General features: G+C 67.5%; 15 protein-coding genes. 7 read left to right on the forward strand and 8 right to left on the reverse strand.

Annotation, left to right across the window (positions count from 1 at the left end):
• Nucleotides 1–4: 4 nt before the first annotated feature.
• Both BDW41_RS14575 and BDW41_RS14580 read right to left on the reverse strand, forming a co-directional pair.
• The gene (locus BDW41_RS14575; RefSeq protein ID WP_074549629.1) at nucleotides 5–1051 is read right to left on the reverse strand and encodes a histidine kinase; all 1047 of its coding nucleotides are present in this window, start codon (nucleotides 1049–1051) and stop codon (nucleotides 5–7) included.
• 55 nt (nucleotides 1052–1106) lie between these two features.
• On the reverse strand, nucleotides 1107–1772 hold the full coding sequence (locus tag BDW41_RS14580) for an alpha/beta hydrolase (protein WP_074549631.1): 666 nt from the start codon (nucleotides 1770–1772) through the stop codon (nucleotides 1107–1109).
• Nucleotides 1773–2010: 238 nt separating this feature from the next.
• On the opposite strand from BDW41_RS14580, the gene BDW41_RS14585 reads away from it, so the two are divergent.
• Nucleotides 2011–4446, forward strand: a complete 2436-nt coding sequence (locus tag BDW41_RS14585; RefSeq protein WP_074549633.1) for a prolyl oligopeptidase family serine peptidase — start codon at nucleotides 2011–2013, stop codon at nucleotides 4444–4446.
• Nucleotides 4447–4493: 47 nt separating this feature from the next.
• On the opposite strand, the gene BDW41_RS14590 is transcribed toward BDW41_RS14585, so the two are convergent.
• The 5 genes from BDW41_RS14590 to BDW41_RS14610 all read right to left on the reverse strand — a co-directional run bounded on the left by BDW41_RS14590 (nucleotide 4494) and on the right by BDW41_RS14610 (nucleotide 9565).
• A complete protein-coding gene (locus BDW41_RS14590) occupies nucleotides 4494–5609 on the reverse strand; it encodes a glycosyltransferase family 4 protein (RefSeq protein ID WP_074549635.1) in 1116 nt (371 codons plus the stop codon).
• Nucleotides 5606–6448 carry a glycosyltransferase family 2 protein gene (locus tag BDW41_RS14595; protein ID WP_074549637.1) on the reverse strand — a complete coding sequence of 281 codons (843 nt, stop codon included), beginning with the start codon at nucleotides 6446–6448 and terminating at the stop codon, nucleotides 5606–5608. Before BDW41_RS14595 ends, BDW41_RS14590 begins: the two co-directional genes overlap by 4 nt.
• Nucleotides 6445–7665: an O-antigen ligase family protein gene (locus BDW41_RS14600; protein ID WP_074549639.1), complete on the reverse strand. Its 1221-nt coding sequence runs from the start codon at nucleotides 7663–7665 to the stop codon at nucleotides 6445–6447. The genes BDW41_RS14595 and BDW41_RS14600 overlap by 4 nt, the downstream gene beginning before the upstream one ends.
• The gene (locus tag BDW41_RS14605; RefSeq protein WP_233496879.1) at nucleotides 7662–8525 is read right to left on the reverse strand and encodes a glycosyltransferase family 2 protein; all 864 of its coding nucleotides are present in this window, start codon (nucleotides 8523–8525) and stop codon (nucleotides 7662–7664) included. Before BDW41_RS14605 ends, BDW41_RS14600 begins: the two co-directional genes overlap by 4 nt.
• Before the next feature lie 137 nt (nucleotides 8526–8662).
• Nucleotides 8663–9565, reverse strand: coding sequence for a hypothetical protein (locus tag BDW41_RS14610; RefSeq protein WP_074549643.1), 903 nt, complete (start codon nucleotides 9563–9565; stop codon nucleotides 8663–8665).
• A gap of 194 nt (nucleotides 9566–9759) precedes the next feature.
• Here BDW41_RS14610 and BDW41_RS14615 point away from each other — a divergent pair, with 194 nt between their 5' ends.
• From BDW41_RS14615 to BDW41_RS14630, 4 genes are all read left to right on the forward strand, one after another.
• Nucleotides 9760–10575, forward strand: a complete 816-nt coding sequence (locus BDW41_RS14615; protein ID WP_074549645.1) for a glycosyltransferase family 2 protein — start codon at nucleotides 9760–9762, stop codon at nucleotides 10573–10575.
• Complete coding sequence (locus BDW41_RS14620) at nucleotides 10572–11621, forward strand: CDP-glycerol glycerophosphotransferase family protein (RefSeq protein WP_074549647.1); 1050 nt, start codon at nucleotides 10572–10574, stop codon at nucleotides 11619–11621. Before BDW41_RS14615 ends, BDW41_RS14620 begins: the two co-directional genes overlap by 4 nt.
• A gap of 90 nt (nucleotides 11622–11711) precedes the next feature.
• Nucleotides 11712–13418, forward strand: a complete 1707-nt coding sequence (locus tag BDW41_RS14625; RefSeq protein WP_074549649.1) for a glycosyltransferase family 39 protein — start codon at nucleotides 11712–11714, stop codon at nucleotides 13416–13418.
• Nucleotides 13415–13738, forward strand: coding sequence for a hypothetical protein (locus BDW41_RS14630; RefSeq protein ID WP_074549651.1), 324 nt, complete (start codon nucleotides 13415–13417; stop codon nucleotides 13736–13738). The genes BDW41_RS14625 and BDW41_RS14630 overlap by 4 nt, the downstream gene beginning before the upstream one ends.
• A 70-nt stretch (nucleotides 13739–13808) precedes the next feature.
• On the opposite strand, the gene BDW41_RS14635 is transcribed toward BDW41_RS14630, so the two are convergent.
• Complete coding sequence (locus tag BDW41_RS14635; protein ID WP_074549653.1) at nucleotides 13809–14690, reverse strand: lipid A biosynthesis acyltransferase; 882 nt, start codon at nucleotides 14688–14690, stop codon at nucleotides 13809–13811.
• A 132-nt stretch (nucleotides 14691–14822) separates the two neighbouring features.
• On the opposite strand from BDW41_RS14635, the gene dtd reads away from it, so the two are divergent.
• On the forward strand, nucleotides 14823–15263 hold the full coding sequence (dtd, locus tag BDW41_RS14640) for a D-aminoacyl-tRNA deacylase (RefSeq protein ID WP_074549655.1): 441 nt from the start codon (nucleotides 14823–14825) through the stop codon (nucleotides 15261–15263).
• A gap of 166 nt (nucleotides 15264–15429) precedes the next feature.
• Nucleotides 15430–17289, forward strand: coding sequence for an RNA polymerase sigma factor RpoD (rpoD, locus tag BDW41_RS14645; protein ID WP_074549657.1), 1860 nt, complete (start codon nucleotides 15430–15432; stop codon nucleotides 17287–17289).
• Nucleotides 17290–17295 lie beyond the last annotated feature (6 nt).

Below are 17295 nucleotides of genomic sequence, written 5' to 3' on the forward strand. Positions count from 1 at the left end.
CGGTTCAGGGTGTAGGCAGTTCAAGCCGCACGACGAAACGGTCGCCGCGCGGACCGGAGATCACGCCGGCGCGTGGGCCGAAACGATAGGCCACGCGACGGCGCACGTTGTCCAGGCCATGGCCGTGGCCGCCGGGGGCGGGCGTGCCGGCCAGCGGGTTGTCGATTTCGATGACGAGGCCGTCGCGCTCGCGCCGGCCGCGCAGGATCACCTCGCCACCTTCGCGCAGCGGCTGGATGCCGTGGCGCACGGCATTCTCCACCAGGGGCTGCAGCAGCAGGCGCGGCAAGGGAAAGTCGTCGGGAACATCGTCCAGCTCGCGCCGCACGCGCAGGCGTTCGCCCAGGCGCAGCTGTTCGATGTCGAGGTAGCGATCGACCAGGCCGAGCTCCTCGCGCAGCGTGCCGTCGCGCGTGCCGTGTTCGCCCAGCGCGGCGCGGAAGAGTTCGGAGAGGTCTTCCACGCAGCGTTCCGCCGCTGCCGGGTCGACCCGCACCAGCGCGGCGACGGTGTTCATGCTGTTGAACAGGAAGTGCGGGCGGATGCGCGCCTGCAACGCGGCGACCTGCGCCTGCGAAACGGCCTCCAGCCGGGTCTGCCACTGCGCGAGCAGGTAGAAGTAGCGCAGCATCGCCGCGCCGAGCAGCGCGGCGATCACCGTGTTGTTGAGGACGAAGTCGCCGGCGGTATCGCGCAGCAGCTCCATCTGCATGGCGCCGTCCATCCAGTACACCACGGCGCTGCCGGCGGCGACGATCAGCACCATCGCCAGCCACACGCCCGCGTACGACGCATGGCCGGGCAGCCGCTCGAACAGCGGTCGCAGCTTGCACAGGGCCACGCCGATCACCACCGCCAGCCAGTCGGCGAACAGCATGCCGATGGAATAGCCGCGCCAGCCGTGGCTGTTGTTGGGCGCCAGCCACATCACGGTCACGGTGATGGACGCCGTGATCAGCAGCGCGAAGATCACCGGCCCGCTGCAGAAATCAGGCAGCGGACGATGATCGCCGCGGGCAGGCGCCGGTGTGGCGGTGGTGGACTCCCTCATGGGCGGAAGTATGCCGCATGCGTATCAGAGCTTTCTTGAGCGTAGTCGCGTCCGCTCAGGCTTCCAGCCGCGTGGTCATCCACTGGCGCAGGTCGGCCACTTCCTCGCCGCATACCGAATGCGGCATGGGATAGGTATGCCAGCTCACCAGGTAACCCAGCGACTGCAGCAGGTCGCGCGAATTCACGCCGCGCGTGAGCGGAACGATGGGGTCGGCCGTGCCGTGGCCCCAGAACACGGGCGTCTGCGCGTTGGCGAGGCTGCGTTCGGTGACGAACGCCTCCTGCAGGGGCAGGTAGGTGGACAGGGCGATCACGCCCGCGAGCTTTTCCGCATGGCGCAGCCCGGCCGACAGCGCGATGGCGCCGCCCTGCGAGAAGCCGGCCAGCAGGATCTGCGCGGTCGGCACGCCGCGTTCGTTCTCGCGCGCGATCAGCGCCTCCACGCTGGCGATGGACGCGCGCATGCCTGTCTCGTCCTGCCGGGAAATCAGGTCCACGCCGACGATGTCGTACCAGGCGCGCATCGGCATGCCGCCGTTCACCGTCACCGGCCGCACCGGCGCATGCGGGAACACGAAGCGCAGCGCGGGCCACGAGGGCGATACCAGCTCCGGCACGATGGGCGCGAAGTCGTTGCCGTCGGCACCCAGGCCGTGCAGCCAGATCACGCTGTGGCTGGGGTTGGGGGCGGTTTCGATCTCGACGGTGGGCAGGGGCATGAGGGTTCGCCGGGCGTGGGGCTGCGGGAAGCATGCCTCGAAGACATGCGCGGGAACCTCACGAAACGCACGTTCCGCCGTCAGGGACGACAGGGCATGGATGCACGGTACGCGGAGTGGGCTCCCAGGGTAACCGCCAAGATTAGCTGCCTAGGCGATCAGTTTGAACCGGGACCATCGGCGCTTGTGCGCTTTCGGAGCTTGGCTATGCTGCCCCGTTTTGACTGTGGAGCCCTCCATGCGCCGAACGCTGTTCGCCGGCCTTGCCGCCCTCGCCGCGCTGCCCGCGGCGGCCCTGTCGCCCCCGTCGTCCGGCGGAGCGCTGGACCTGGAAACCATCATGGCCAGCCCCGACTGGATCGGCGCCGCGGTGGAACAGCCCTACTGGAGCGCGGACGGCCACAGCCTGTACTACGCGCTCAAGCGCGACGGCAGCAAGGTGCGCGACCTGTACCGCGTGGACCCGGTCAGCGGCCAGAGCGTGAAGCTCGACCCCGCCGCCATGGCGCAGGCGGAAGGCCCGTCGGTCTACGACCGCGCGCATCGCCATGCCGCCTACGTGATGCACGGTGACATCTTCATGGTCGACCTTTTCAGCGGCCGCCGCGTGCAGGTCACCCGCTCGACCGAGGCGGAATCCTCGCCGCGCTTCTCCAGCGACGGCCGCAGCCTGCAATACCGCCAGGGCAACAACTGGTTCGTCTACGACCTCGCCTCCGGCGTGAGCGGCCCGGCCGCCGTGCTGCGCTTCGTCGACGATCCGCAGGAAAAGAAGCCCGACCAGCTCAAGGACATGCAGCTGGAACTGTTCAAGTCGCTGCGCGAGAACAAGTCGGACAAGGACGCCGCACGCGCGAACGACGAGGCCATGCTGGCCGCCGACCCGGGCCGCGCGCCCAAGCCCATCTACCTGGGCGAAGGCGGCGAGCCGGCCGACACCGAGCTGTCGCCCGATGGCCGCTGGATGGTGGTGGTGACCAAGCCCAAGGGCGCGAAGGAAGGCAAGCACCCCGAAGTCACCCACTACGTCACCGAGTCCGGCTACGCCGAGCAGCAGGAAACGCGCGTCTACGTGGGGCACGACGATCCCGCGCCGCAGTCGCTGGTGCTGGTGGACCTGAAGTCGGCCAAGTTCTATCCGCTCAAGACCGATGCCCTGCCTGGCATCAAGGACGATCCGCTCAAGGACATCCGCGCCAAGACCATCGCCGCCCTGCAGAAGGACGGCAAGGCCGACGAGGCCAAAGCGCTGAAGGCGCCCGACGTGCGCGCGGTGCGCATCGTCTCCAACGCCGACGACGGCGGCGGTGGCGGCGTCGTGTGGAGCGACGACGGCCAGAACGTCGCCATCCAGCTGCGCGCCATCGACAACAAGGACCGCTGGATCGCCAGCGTCGACTTCGACAAGCATGCGCTGGTCAACCAGCACCGCCTCACCGACAACGCCTGGATCAACTGGAACTTCAACGATTTCGGCTGGCTCAAGGACGGCCGCACGCTGTGGTATCTCAGCGAGGAAACCGGCTACTCGCAGCTCTACACCAAGCCGCTCGGCGGCAAGGCCAAGGCGCTGACCAGCGGCACGTTCGAAGTGAGCCATCCGGCGCTGAGCGAAGACGGCCAATGGTTCTACGTGCGCACCAACCAGGTCGCGCCGTACAGCTACGACGTCTATCGCGTGCCCAGCGCGGGCGGCGAACTCGCGCGCCTCACGCAGTACCAGGGCATGGACGACTTCGCGCTGTCGCCGGACGGCCGCCAGCTGGCGGTGCTGCATTCCTCGCCGTACACGCTGGCGCAGTTGGCGGTGCAGGGCGTCGATGGCGGCACGCCGCGCGAACTCACCAACACCATGAAGCCGGCCTTCACCGCGCACGCGTGGATCCAGCCGAAGATCGTCGGCGTGCCGTCCTCGCACGGCGCGGGCACCATCTGGGCGAAGTACTACGGCCCGGCCGATGAAGCCGCCGCGGCGTCGCGTCCGGCGGTGATCTTCGTGCATGGCGCGGGCTACCTGCAGAACGTCACGCTGTCGTACTCCAACTACTTCCGCGAACAGATGTTCCACAACCTGCTGGTGCAGCAGGGCTACGTGGTGCTGGACATGGACTACCGCGCCTCCGAAGGCTACGGCCGCGCATGGCGCACGGCGATCTACCGCCAGATGGGCCATCCGGAACTGGAAGACCTGCTCGACGGCAAGGCGTGGCTGGTGAAGAACCACGGCGTGGACCCCAAGCGCGTGGGCATGTACGGCGGCAGCTACGGCGGCTTCATGACGCTGATGTCGCTGCTGCGCGCGCCGGGTGAGTTCGCCGCCGGCTCCGCGCTGCGGCCGGTCACTGACTGGACCAGCTACAACCACGAGTACACGTCCAACATCCTCAACGATCCCCAGCTCGACCCGGAGTCGTACCGGATCAGCTCGCCGATCAACTACGCCGACCAGCTGCAGGATCCGCTGCTGATGCAGCACGGCCTGATCGACGACAACGTGCTGACCAGCGACACCATTCGCCTGTACCAGCGCTTCATCGAGCTGCACAAGAACAACTTCTGGATGTCGCTGTATCCGATGGAACGCCACGGCTTCCAGCATCCGGATTCGTGGTACGACGAATACCGTCGTATCGACGAGCTGTTCAATACGTACGTGAAGCCGGCGAAGCCGTAAGGTGCTCGCACCCTCTCCCCGCGACGGGGAGAGGGTGCGCAACAGTGTTACCGCAAGCCGAGCAAGCGCTCGTAAGCGGCTTCGGTGCGCCCCACGAACAACGGCAGGCCGAACTCCCGCTCGGCGTGTTCCCGCGCCACCGCGCCCATCGCCGGCAGCGCATCGCGCTGTTCCACCAGCCGCGTCACCGCGGCAGCGATGGCATCCGGATCGCGCACCGGCACCAGCCAGCCATCGGTTCCCTCGCGGATGTTTTCCGGCAGCCCCGCGTAGTCCGTCAGCAACACCGGCTTGCCCATCGCCATCATCTCGCGGCACGCGAACGAAATGGTCTCCACGTCGTAGGAGAGCACGAAGCCCGCGTCGAGCGCCGCGACCATGCCGCGCGCATCGGTCAGCACGCCGGGAAACACCACTTGCCCGGCCAGCCCGAGCTGCGCGACGCGCTCGAGCTCGTCTGCCTTCGGCGGCACGCCGGCGACAAGCACGCGCAGCCGGCTGCGCACGTCGGCAGATAGCCGGGGCAGCGCTTCCATCAGGTCCATCCAGCCCTTGTAGCTGGCGGTGCCGGCATTGCTTCCGAGCAGAAACAGATGGTCGTCACCGCCGTTCCAGCGGGCGCGCTCCGCCTTCGCTGCGTCGGCGGGCCACGGCGACCAGCGCTCGACGTCGACGCCGTTGTAGACGGTTTCGATGCGGCAACGGCGATAGGCGGTGCGCAGCAGTTCCCTGCGCGTGCATTCGCATACCGCGATCACCAGATCGGTGCGCCGCGCGCGCAAGGCGTTGCCGATACCGCGCACGGGCTTGGAGTTGTGCTTGGTCCATACCAGCGCGGGCCGCTTCGGCGGCATCGCCGACAGCACCAGGCGATGGTCGGCCGAGCCGTTGACGTGGACGATGTCGAAGGCCTGCCGGTGCAGATAGTCGGCCAGCTGCGCGCGCGCGCGTCGCCGTGCCTTCCATCGGTTCAGGCCGTTGGGAAACGGCTGGTCCAGCACGAACACGCCGGGCAAGGCACGCGCCTCGCGGTTGAGCCGGCTGCCGGGCGGAGCGGCCACGTGCACCTCGTGGCGTGACGCCAGCGCCGCCGCCAGCTCGCGGATATAGGTGGTGTGGCCGCCGCCATCGCCCGCATGGAAGTTCGTGTAGAGCAGCTTCATGCGGCGTGCGCGTCGTCGTCGAGCAGATCGACGTGCTGGTTCACGCCGCGCTCGCACCAGGTGATGCCCTCGGTGCGCGTGGCATGGAACAGGCGATTGTTCGGCAGGTCCATGTCGTCGACGTCCGGCGGCGAACGCGAGTTGTGCCACAGGTGCACGGCGAGCGCGGCCCATTTGAGCGCGCGCCGTTTCAGGCCGGCGTTTTCCAGCCGCGCGGCCAGCTCGCGGTCTTCGGCGCCGTAGCCTTCCATGCGCTCGTCGAAGCCGTTCACGCGCAGCAGGTCGTCGCGCCAGAAGCTCATGTTGCAGCTCATCACGCGGCCGCCGTTGCGCGAACGCGCCTTCCAGCGCGCGAGCAGGGGCGCGCGGAATGCGTACAGCCGGCGCGTGCCGTCGAATTCGTCGAAGTTGGCCGTGGACCACGGCGCGAACACCGGCGCCTTGCCGGCGAGCAGGCGCTGCGATTCCTCGGGCGTGGCCTTGATGCGCCCGCCCTGCAGGAAGTAGCCGCGCTCGGCCAGCATCAGGTGGTCGGCGACGAAGTGCGGATGCACCAGCATGTCGCCGTCGAGCAGGATCACGTAGTCGCCACGGCTCGCCGCGATGCCGCGATTGCGCGCACGCGCGGCGCGGAAGCCCTTGTCTTCATGCCATATGTGGCGGAGCGGCACGGGGAAATCCCGCTGCAGGCGATCGATCAACGCGGCGGTTTCCGCGCCGGAGCCGTCATCCGCCACCAGCACTTCGTCGGGCAGGCAGGTCTGGGCAGCCACGCTGCGCAGCAAGGCCTCGAGGGCGCCTGGCCAGTTGTAGGTGATGACGATCAGCGAGACTTTCATGCCGCGTTCGCGCCGCTCCTGTCGGCAGGCCGGTCCAGCGACAGACTAAGCGCCAGCGGCAGCCAGGTGATCAGCCAGACCGGGCGAGGGCTGTCGATCAGGTGGGGCAGGTCGAACTGCACCAGCACCGTGCCGAACACCCACAGGCCCAGGATGATCGTGCCCAGCGCTTCGCGCCGGTGGCGCCAGCCCGCCCAGCCCACGGCCAGCCAGATGCCCGTCCACAGCACGAGGCCGGGAATGCCCAGCTCGATCGCCAGCTGGCTGTACATGTTGTGCGCGTGGGTCAGCACCTCGCCGCCCGCCGAGAACGTGAACGGCGTGCCTTCGCCGAGGCCTCGCCAGGGATGCTCGAGGAACAGGTGCATGGACTGCGCGAAGATCTCCGGCCGCAGCGACCACCCGCGCGCCATCAGCATCTGCGCGCCGACCAGGGCGCTGATCACGCCCAGCCCGACTAGCAGCCCGGCATAGAGCCAGGCGCGGCGGCCACCCTGGCACAGCACCATCACCACCAGCGCCAGGAACAAGGCAGCCAGGGCGCTGCGCCCGAGCGTGAGCAGCACGAACAGGGCGAGCGTGGCGATCGCCAGCCATTTGGCCGCCAGCCACAGCTTGCCGTCCAAGCGCCACGGCCACAGCCACAGCAGGGCCGCGCCCATGCCGCCGGCAGCGAGGTTGGAATTGCCCATCACGCCGAAACCAATCAGCCGTCCATCCGGCTGGGGTGCGAGCAGGCTCTGCACGATGGCCACGCCGGCCACCAGCGCCATCGCCAGGCCGCAGCCCACGAACAGGCGCCGGGTGAGGTCCTCATCCCGACCCAAGGCCTGCTGCCACGCGAACAGGAACAACAGGATGCTGACGTTGTGCCCGGCTTCGTCCGCCCGGCGGACGGTATGTCCCCAGGCCAGCGTGAGCAGTCCCCAGGCCAGCAGCAGCACGACCCAGGGCACCAGCGGACGGCGCCAGAAATCCAGCCCGCGCGACGGCCGCGCGATGAACAGCACCAGCGCCGGCAGATACAAGATCAGCACCAGCACGCGCTGGTAGATCTTGCCTGGGTTGTACGAGGCGCCCGCCGGCATGACGGCCATGCCCAGGATCAGCCACACCATGCCCAGCACCAGCAGGCGCAGCAGCCAGCGCGTGGCGGGGCCTTGCGTGGCGAGGGAGCCGATAGCGGACACGTCCGCCTTGAACTGCACGTCGTTCATCGAGCAGCCGCCTCGTCCCGCAGGTCCGCCGGGGGCTGGACGAAATCGGCCAGATGGCCGTCCAGTCCGTGCTCGGCGCGAATCAGCCCCGCGTCGCGGGCGGCATACAGCAGCACGTTGTTGGGCAGGCTGGGGTCGGCCGGGTCCGGCGGCGCCACGCTGCGGTGTTCCAGGTGCAGCGCCAGCGCGGCGAACTTGATCTGGCTGCGGCGCAGGCCGGCGTGCCGCAGGCGCAGGTCGATCTCCAGGTCTTCGCTGCCGTAGCCATGCATGCGTTCGTCATAGCCGTTGACCCGTATCAGGTCCTCGCGCCAGAAACTCACGTTGCAGCCCATTGGGTGGCCGCTGGAGCGCGACTTGAGCCGCGCCAGCCAGGGCAGCCGCAGCGTGTGGTGCCGGCGGCCGAAGTGGTAGGTGCTGCGGTCCTTGTCGTCGCGGAAATAGGCGTCGGTGAACCAGCCGAAGCGCGGCTTGCCACCGGCGATCAGCCGCGCGGTTTCCTCGACGGTGGTGCGGATGCGCGTGCCCTGCAGGAAGCGCCCCGGCCGCGCCAGGGCCAGATGGTCGGCCACGAAATGGCGGTGGATCACCATGTCGCCGTCGACCTGGATGATGTAGTCGCCCCGCGAGGCGGCAATGCCGCGGTTGAGGATGCGCGCCTTGCGGAACCCTTCGTCGGGCTGCCACACATGGCGCAGCGGCACCGGAAAGTCGCGGGCGATGGTGCGCAGCAGCTCGGCGGTGTCCTCGCGCGAGCCGTCGTCGACGATGATCACCTCGTCGGGCAGCCGGCTCTGCGCGGCCACGGCACGCAAGACCAGCGCGAGCGCCTCCTTCCAGTTATAGGTGGAGATGATCATGGAGACGCTGTTCGCGGACTTGGGCATGGGCTTGGCTGGTCTTTCTGGTCTCACCCGCGACAACCCCGCGGCCGGCAACGCCCAAGGCTACCCGCGGGCGCAGTAATGCCGCATAAAGCCGCGGCGGGCGCGAACGGCTAGGTCAGGATCCTCGCCATGAACGCATCCACCAGCAACGGATGACGGTCGTACTGGTGCACGATGGGCGCCACCTGGCGATCCTCGTTGAGCAGCAGGCCGTCCGGCGAAAGCGAAAAATCGGCCGGCTGCATGCAGCCGACCGTGGCGATGCGCGAGCTTAGCGGCTGGCACAGCCGGGGCATACTCAGCTCATCGCAATACAACAATTTGTTGTGGTGGGCCTGGTCGTAGTTGGCCGTCTTGGTGATGCGGAACGGCAGGCGCATGATCTCCGCCAGCATCTTGTCGATGTATTCGCGCATGGAGCGCGCATCGCCGATCACCACGCCGGCGCAGGAAATCTGCCGGGCGCCGATGCGCTGGAGCATGTCCTCGCCATACGCGCCCAGGATCCACTTGCGGTTGTACGACTCGCCGGCGAGCGTGAGCGACTCGATCTCCATGCCCACGCTCAGGCCGCCCTCGTACCGCTCGAACGGCTCGGCCTGGAACACGACGTCGCGCACGTCGGTCAGCATCACGTGGTCGAAGCCCGGATGCGTGCGCAGGTAATCGTCGTAATGGAAATGGCGGGTGATGTGCGGCATGCCCTGGAAGCGCAGCATCCTGCGCTTGAGCGCGGGCGAGGCTTCGGCCGGCATCATCGCGAACAGGCGCTTGAAGCAGGAACGCCAGAACTTGGCATAGCGGCGGATGCCGTCGACCACCACCAGGTCCAGCTCCAGCGAAGGGGCATGGGTCTGCGCCATGGCGCGGATAGGCTCGCACTGGTCCTTGTATACGAACAGCGCCAGCCGGCCCTGAAAACCGGTCATCGCCAGGCTTTGCACGAAAGGACGCAAGTCCTTGGCGGCATAGCCGGTGGCCATGCCGAGTACCAGATTGCCTTGCCCAGCCATTCCTACCCTCCAGCAGATCGCCGGTGCGTCACATACGACCGACTGGTCCACGATCCAGCCCTGCGGGCGTTCCCGCCAAGGCCTCGCGCGCGGCCCCGTGCCGTGTGCGAGGGCCGCATATTAGCGAAACGAGGCCTCATTTAGCGTTACCGCCGTCGCTGCCCGCGCAGTGCCGCAGGCCCTAGAATGGCCAGATGCAAACCTTCCCGCTGACCCTCGTGGTCATTACCTACAACGAGGCCAGCTGCATTGGGCGTTGCCTGGACAGCGTGCCGTTCGCGGCCGAGAAGCTGGTCATCGACAGCGGCAGCACCGACGACACGGTCGCCATCGCCCAGGCGCACGGCGCCCGCGTGGTGCACCAGGACTGGCTGGGCTTCGGCCCGCAGCGCAATTTCGCTACCACGCAGTGCAGTAACGACTGGATCCTGGCGCTGGACGCCGACGAATACCTCTCGCCCGAGCTGGCCGACGAGCTGATGCAGCGACTGCCCGCCCTGATGGCCAGCGACGCCTGCGCGGCCTACCTGCGGCGCGCCACCATCTTCATGGGCGCACCGATGCGCTGGTACCTGCCGGCGATGGGCGAGAAGATGGCCCGCCTGTTCCATCGCGACCGTGCCCGCTGGGCGGACGTGCGCGTGCACGAATCGCTGCGTTTCGATGGCCCGTCGGTCACGCTCAAGGCCAGCTTCAACCACGAGAACAACCCCAGCCTGCCGCAGAAGCAGATCAAGGTGCTGCGCTATGCGGAACTCAAATGCCGCGACTGGCTGGAGAAGGGCAAGCCGGTGCGCATGTGGCAGACGCCATTCGTATACCTGCTGGCCTTCATCAAGGATTATGTCCTGCGGCTGGGTTTTCTCGACGGCTGGCGCGGCTTCGTGATCGCCCAGACCGCCGCCTCCTACGCCGCCTACAAGCGCATGCGCTACTACGAAATGCGCCGCAACCCCGCTTCTGTGCAATACGGTGCGGACGCCCTTCTCCGCCACGGCATCGATCGATGAGCAAGCAGCCCGCTCCCAAACAGCATTACCTTCTCTACGGCTCCGAGCGCTACGCGCTGGCCATTCTCCGTCCCGTGCAGGACGCCATCCGCGCGCGCGGCGACGAAGCCGCCTGGTTCTTCGACGGCCCCGGCGCCGAAGACCTGGTGGAAGGCGAGCGCCTGCTCACGGTGGAGGAAGTGCGCGCGTGGAAGCCGCGCGCGGTCATCACCTCCAGCAATGCGGTGCCGCATTTCTTCCCCGGCGTGAAGGTGGAAACTTTCCACGGCTTCGACGCGGGCAAGCCGCGCCACATCTACGTGCGCGGTTTCTTCGACCTCTACTGCACCACCGGCCCGCGCGACACGGCGCAGTTCAAGGCCATCGCCGATCGCGTGGGGCATTTTTCCGTGGTCGAAACGGGCTTCCCCAAGATCGACCCCTTCATGCGGGAAATCACCGGGCCGATCCCGCCGGTGCGCCAGCCGCCCGTCATCCTCTACCACTCCACCTTCTCTCCCTCGTGGAGCGCGGCGGAAACCCTGTACGAGGAAGTGAAGCGCCTCTCGCGCGACGGTCGCTGGCGCTGGATCGTCACCTTCCATCCGAAGATGAACCCGGACACGGTGGCCAAGTACAAGGCGCTGCAGAACGAGTACCTGACGTTCGCCGAAAACGACAACATCCTCGAGCTGTTCCCGCAGGTGGACATGATGTGCTCGGATACGTCCTCCGCGCTCAACGAGTTCCTGCTCACCGGCAAGCCCGTGGTGACGTTCAAGAACCGCCGGCCCGGACCGCAGCTGATCGACATCGACGATGCCGCCCAGTTCGAGCCGGCCATCGAGCGGGCGCTGTCGCGGCCGCCCGAACTGATGCAGGCCATCCGCGAATACGGCGACGCCATCCATCCCTACCGCGACGGCCATTCGAGCGAGCGCATCCTGCAGGCCATCGACGACTTCATCGCGGCGGGCGGGCGCAATCGTCGCCGTAAGCCGTGGAATCTGTGGCGAAAACTCAAGATCCGGCGCCGTATCGGCTATTGGGGGCCGGCGGGCTGGTAAGGCTGCACGGCGCGGTCGGATGGCCGGGTCAGCGTGGAGCAGGCTTGGCTCGCGATAGAATCCGTCTCAATCCCATCAAGAAGACTGCCCGTGGCATCCAGCAGCTATAGCCGCTCCGAACACCTGCGCTCCCTCTGGCCCTGGCTGCCGTTGTGGACGCTGGTCGCCCTGCTGGCGATCTTCTCGCACGGCCCCATGCCGCTGTACTCCACGCGCACCCTCGCGGTGGCGTGGGAAATGTTCAACCAGCACCATTGGCTGGTGCCGCACATCAATGGCGCGCCGTACAGCGAAAAGGTGCCGCTGCTGTTCTGGCTGATCCACGCCGGCTGGTTCGTGTTTGGCGTGAACGACGTGTGGCCACGCGTGCTCGAGGTGATCTTCGGCGGCACGCAGCTGGTGCTGGTGTCCGTGCTGGCGCAGCGGCTGTTTCCAAACCGCCCGTGGGTGGCCAAGGGCGCGCCGTGGATGCTGCTGGCGCTGGGCTACGCGTTCCTGTTCGGTCTGCAGATCATGTACGAGGTGCTGCTGGCCGTGTGGGTGCTGGCGGCCCTGCTGTGCCTGACGCCCAAGCCGCGGCGCGCCGAGCCGCGCTGGGTGCTGTTCGGCCTGTGCGTGGGCGCGGGCCTGCTCACCAAGGGCCCGGTGATGTTCCTGCACGTGGCCTTTCCGTTCCTGCTTGGCCCGCTGTGGAACGACTGGGCGCGCGACAACCGCGCGCGCTGGTATGCGCGCGGCGTGCTGGCGCTGCTGCTGGGCGGCGCGATGCTGCTGGCCTGGGCGTTGCCGGCCGGCTTCAGCGGCGGCGAGGCGTACCGCCAGCGCCTGTTCTTCACGCAGACGGCCGGACGCGTGGTCAACGCGTTCGACCACGCGCGCCCGTTCTGGTGGTATCTGCCGATGATCCCGGCGCTGCTGTTCCCCTTCAGCGGCTGGCCGCGCGCCTGGGCCGCGCTGATCACGCTGCGCCGCCCGCTCGACGCCGGCCTGCGCTTCGCGTTGTGCTGGCTGGTGCCGGTGATGGTGGTGTTCTCCTTCATCAGCGGCAAGCAGCTGTATTACCCGCTGCCCGAATACGCCGGCGCCGCCCTGCTGATCGCGGGAGCCATCGCGGCGCTGCGCGACCAGCGGCCCGCGCTGGCCAACAACCCGTGGCTGGGCACCTGGCCGCTGGGCGTGGGCGGCATCCTGTTCGGCGTGTTCCTGTTCGTGCTGCCGGTGCTGGTGTCGCACAACGACCTGCACGGCGAATGGTTCGACACCACCCAGCGCTACAGCCGTTTCTTCAGCGTGGTGTTCGTGCTGCTGGGCGCGCTGCTGCTGCTGCGCGGCCGCGGTGAAATGCGCCGCCTCGCCTTCGCCGGCCTGGTCGGCACGCTGGCGCTCAACACGCTATTCACCCTGACCATGTGGCAGAACTTCGACCTGCGGCCGTCGTCCCAGCTGCTGGGCGCGGCGGACGCGGAAAACCGCGCCATCGGCATGCTCGGCAACTACGAGGGGCAGTTCCATTTCGCCGGTCGCCTCACTCACTCCATCGAGCGCCTGTACGAAGGCGAATCGCTGCAGCAGTTCGCGCAGGCGCATCCCGATGGGCTGATCGTGGAGCATCCGGAAAAGCTCACCAACGACTCGCTGCGCTACGCCCTGCTGGTGCAGCCGTTCCGCTCGACCTGGGTGGTGATCTGGCCGGCGAAGTCGCTGGCCGAGCTGCGCGCCGGACGCGTGCCGGCGGAGCCGCCGCATCCGACCCGGGTCTACCAGGTCGACGAGTGGCGCGTGCGCGCCCTGCAATGAACGACGCCCTGATCGCCAACCTACGAGCGCAGTGCGGCGGGCCGCGCGATGGCGCGCTGCTGCGCTTCTCGCTGGGCAACGCCCTGCTCAATGCAGGCGATGCGGCCGCAGCGATTCCGGAGTTACGCCAGGCCGTCGCCTTCGACGCGGGCTATTCCGCCGCCTGGAAACTGCTGGGCAAGGCCTGCCTTGCCGTGGATGACAAGAACGGTGCAGCCGACGCCTGGCGGCAAGGCATCAGCGCCGCCCAGGCGCGCGGCGACAAGCAGGCGGAAAAGGAAATGACCGTATTCCTGCGGCGACTGGAGAAGCAGGAGTGAGTAAAGAGTAGTGAGAAGTGAGAGACGAGCGCCGTGCTCTCTCTGTTTTCTCACTCCTCTTCACTCGTTTCTAGTCATACGGGCTGCGCCACGTATCCGACGAATACCGCTTGTAGTGCCACTGGTACTGCGAGAAGGCCAGTTCCACGCAGTTCTCTACGCCCTGGTTGAGGGCGCGGCAGGCGACGGCAAGGTCCCCGTCAGCCAGCCCTTCCGGCGCCGGCATCAGGTGGATGCGGAAACCCTCGCCGCGGGGCAGGCGTTCGGCGAAGGCGAACAGCACCGTCGCGCCGGTGCGCGCGGCCAGCCGGGGCAGCAGCACCATGGTCAGGGCGTTCTGGCTGAAGAACGGCGCCACTTCGCCCTCGCCCGCGCGCGGTTTCTGGTCCGGCAGGATGCCCACCGTGCCGCCTGCCGCCAGTCGCTTGTACAGCGTGCGCACGCCGGCGCCCTCGGCGCGCACCTGCTCCGGCGCCAGCGCGCCGCGCACCTTGCGCAGCAGGCCTTCGATCGCGGCGATGCGCGGGGGCCGGTAGAGGATGGCCATCGCCGTCTTGCGGCACAGCCAGTAGTTGAGCAGTTCCCAGCAGCCCAGGTGCGGCGCGGCGATGATCACGCCCTTGCCCGAGGCCAGCGCGGCATCGAACAAGGCCTCGCCGCGCACCTCGCGCACCATGTCCAGCGCGCGCTCGGCGTCGTTGCCCCAGATCTTGGCGATCTCGGTGGCGGAGCGGCCGCTGTCTTCCATCACCTGGCGCAGCAGGGCGGCGTGCGCCTCATCGTCCAGCGAGGGACGCACCAGCTTGAGGTTCACCGACGTGGTGTGCGCCGTGCCGCTGCGCAGCGCCAGCGAGAGGCGGCCGATGCCCGCGCCGATGGCGTGCAGCACGCGCAGCGGCAGCAGGCCGAACAGGCGCAGGAGGAGGTAGAGAAAGTAGATGTCGAATCGCATGGGCGACGCAGTGTAACGAACCGCCCGCGCGCCGGGGTCAGCCGTCAACGGATGGTCGCCCCTTCCCGTTCCCTGCGTCGAAGGCTACCGCGCCGAGCTAAGCTTTCGCCTCCTCCTGCCGTTACCTCATCGATGATCGCCCTGATCCAGCGCGTCCTGTCCGCCCGTGTCGACGTCGAAAACACCACCGTGGGCGCCATCGGGCCCGGCCTGCTGGCGCTGGTCGCCGTGCAGCCGGGCGACGACGAGGCGCGCACGAAGCGCATGCTGGAACGCCTGCTCGGCTACCGCGTGTTCGCCGACGAACAGGGTCGCATGAACCGCTCCCTGGCTGACACTGGCGGCGAGCTGTTGCTGGTCAGCCAGTTCACCCTGGCGGCCGACACCCGCTCGGGCATGCGGCCCAGCTTCACCCGCGCCGCCACCCCGGACGAGGGCCGCCGCTGGTTCGACCGGCTGGTCGAACTGGCCCGCGCGGCGCACCCCAGGGTGGAAATCGGACGCTTCGGCGCCCATATGCAGGTACATCTGGTCAACGACGGCCCGGTCACCTTCTGGCTGGAGACCCCATGAGCGCTCCGTTCCTCGCCGTGGCTGGGCCCGCATCCACGAAATCACCGGAAGATGCCGATTTGGCGCGATTTTTGCGTATCGGCCTTCCTCTTTTTCTTCCTTGAAAACTGGTCAAAAAAGCATCACATCGGTATACTGATCGGTTCCTGCATACGCGGCGGTAGGTATGAATAACAAAGCTCCTGAGCAACAGTCTGAAATCAAGGCGCTCATCTCCAAGGGTCTGGAGCAGGGCTACCTGACTTACGCCGAGATCAACGACCACCTGCCCGACGACATCGTCGATCCGGAGCAGATCGAAGACATCATGGCGGTGCTCAAGGGCGTCGGCATCGAAGTGCACGATGCCGCCCCGGATTCCGACCCGCTCTCGGACAACGCCCCCGGCGCGTCCACCGACGACGAGGCCGCCGCGGAAGAAGCCGTGGCGTTGCTGTCGGCCGTGGACTCCGAAGTGGGCCGCACCACCGACCCCGTGCGCATGTACATGCGCGAGATGGGCACGGTCGAGCTGCTCACCCGCGAGGGCGAAATCGCCATCGCCAAGCGCATCGAGGAAGGCCTGGGCCAGGTGCAGACCGCGCTGGCCAGCTTCCCGCTGACCATCGAGCTGCTGCTCGAGGAATACGACCAGCATCTGGACGGCAAGCGCCGCCTCAGCGAAATCCTGGCCGGCTTCGCCGACCTGGAAGAGGCCGCCGACGCGGCCCAGGCCGCCGCGGCCGACGCCGAAGTGGACGAGTCCGAAGTCGATGAAGACGAAGACGACGTCGAAGGTGGCGCTGAGGACGAGGACGCCGGCCCGTCCGGTCCGGACCCGGAAGAGGTCAAGCGCCGCATGGAGCTGCTGCGCGACTACTACGGCAAGTTCCAGAAGGCGGCCCCCAAGGCCACCGACATCAACGACAAGAAGGTCACCAAGCTGCGCGACCAGATGGCGGAGGAGTTCCTCAAGCTCAAGCTGCCGTCCGCGCTGATCGACAGCTTCGTGCGCAAGCTGCGCGACGTGGTGAACGACATCCGCCACCACGAGCGCGTGCTGATGGACATCTTCGTTAAGCACGTGAAGATGCCCAAGGCCGAGTTCCTCAAGACCTTCCCCAGCAACGAGGGCAACCTCGAGTGGGCGAACGAGCTGGGCCGCAAGCGCCAGAAGTGGTCGCCGAACATCAAGCCGCACAAGGAAGCGATCGACGCCGAGCAGGAAAAGCTCGCCGCCATCGAGCGCAAGCTGTTCCTGCCGCTGACCGACATCAAGGAAATCAACCGCACCATGTCGATCGGCGAGGCCAAGGCCCGCCGCGCGAAGAAGGAAATGGTCGAGGCCAACCTGCGCCTGGTCATCTCCATCGCCAAGAAGTACACCAACCGCGGTCTGCAATTCCTCGACCTCATCCAGGAAGGCAACATCGGCCTGATGAAGGCGGTGGACAAGTTCGAATACCGCCGCGGCTACAAGTTCTCCACGTACGCCACGTGGTGGATCCGCCAGGCCATCACCCGCTCGATCGCCGACCAGGCGCGCACCATCCGCATCCCGGTGCACATGATCGAGACGATCAACAAGTTGAACCGCATTTCCCGCCAGATGCTGCAGCAGTTCGGCCGCGAGCCGACGCCGGAGGAGCTGGCCAAGGAAATGGACATGCCCGAGGACAAGATCCGCAAGGTGCTGAAGATCGCGAAGGAACCGATCTCGATGGAAACCCCGATCGGCGACGACGAGGATTCGCATCTGGGCGATTTCATCGAGGACACCAACGCGTCCTCGCCGATCGAGTCGGCCACCGAAACGGGCCTGATGGAAACCGTGCGCGACGTGCTCGCCGGCCTCACCCCGCGGGAAGCGAAGGTGCTGCGCATGCGCTTCGGCATCGACATGAACACCGACCACACGCTGGAAGAAGTGGGCAAGCAGTTCGACGTGACGCGCGAGCGCATCCGTCAGATCGAGGCCAAGGCGCTGCGCAAGCTGCGTCACCCGAGCCGCTCGGAGCAGCTGCGCTCGTTCCTCGACATCGACTAAGCACTA

Origin of the sequence: Dyella sp. AtDHG13, from assembly GCF_003201105.1 — a bacterium.
Lineage (GTDB): Bacteria > Pseudomonadota > Gammaproteobacteria > Xanthomonadales > Rhodanobacteraceae > Dyella > Dyella jiangningensis_B.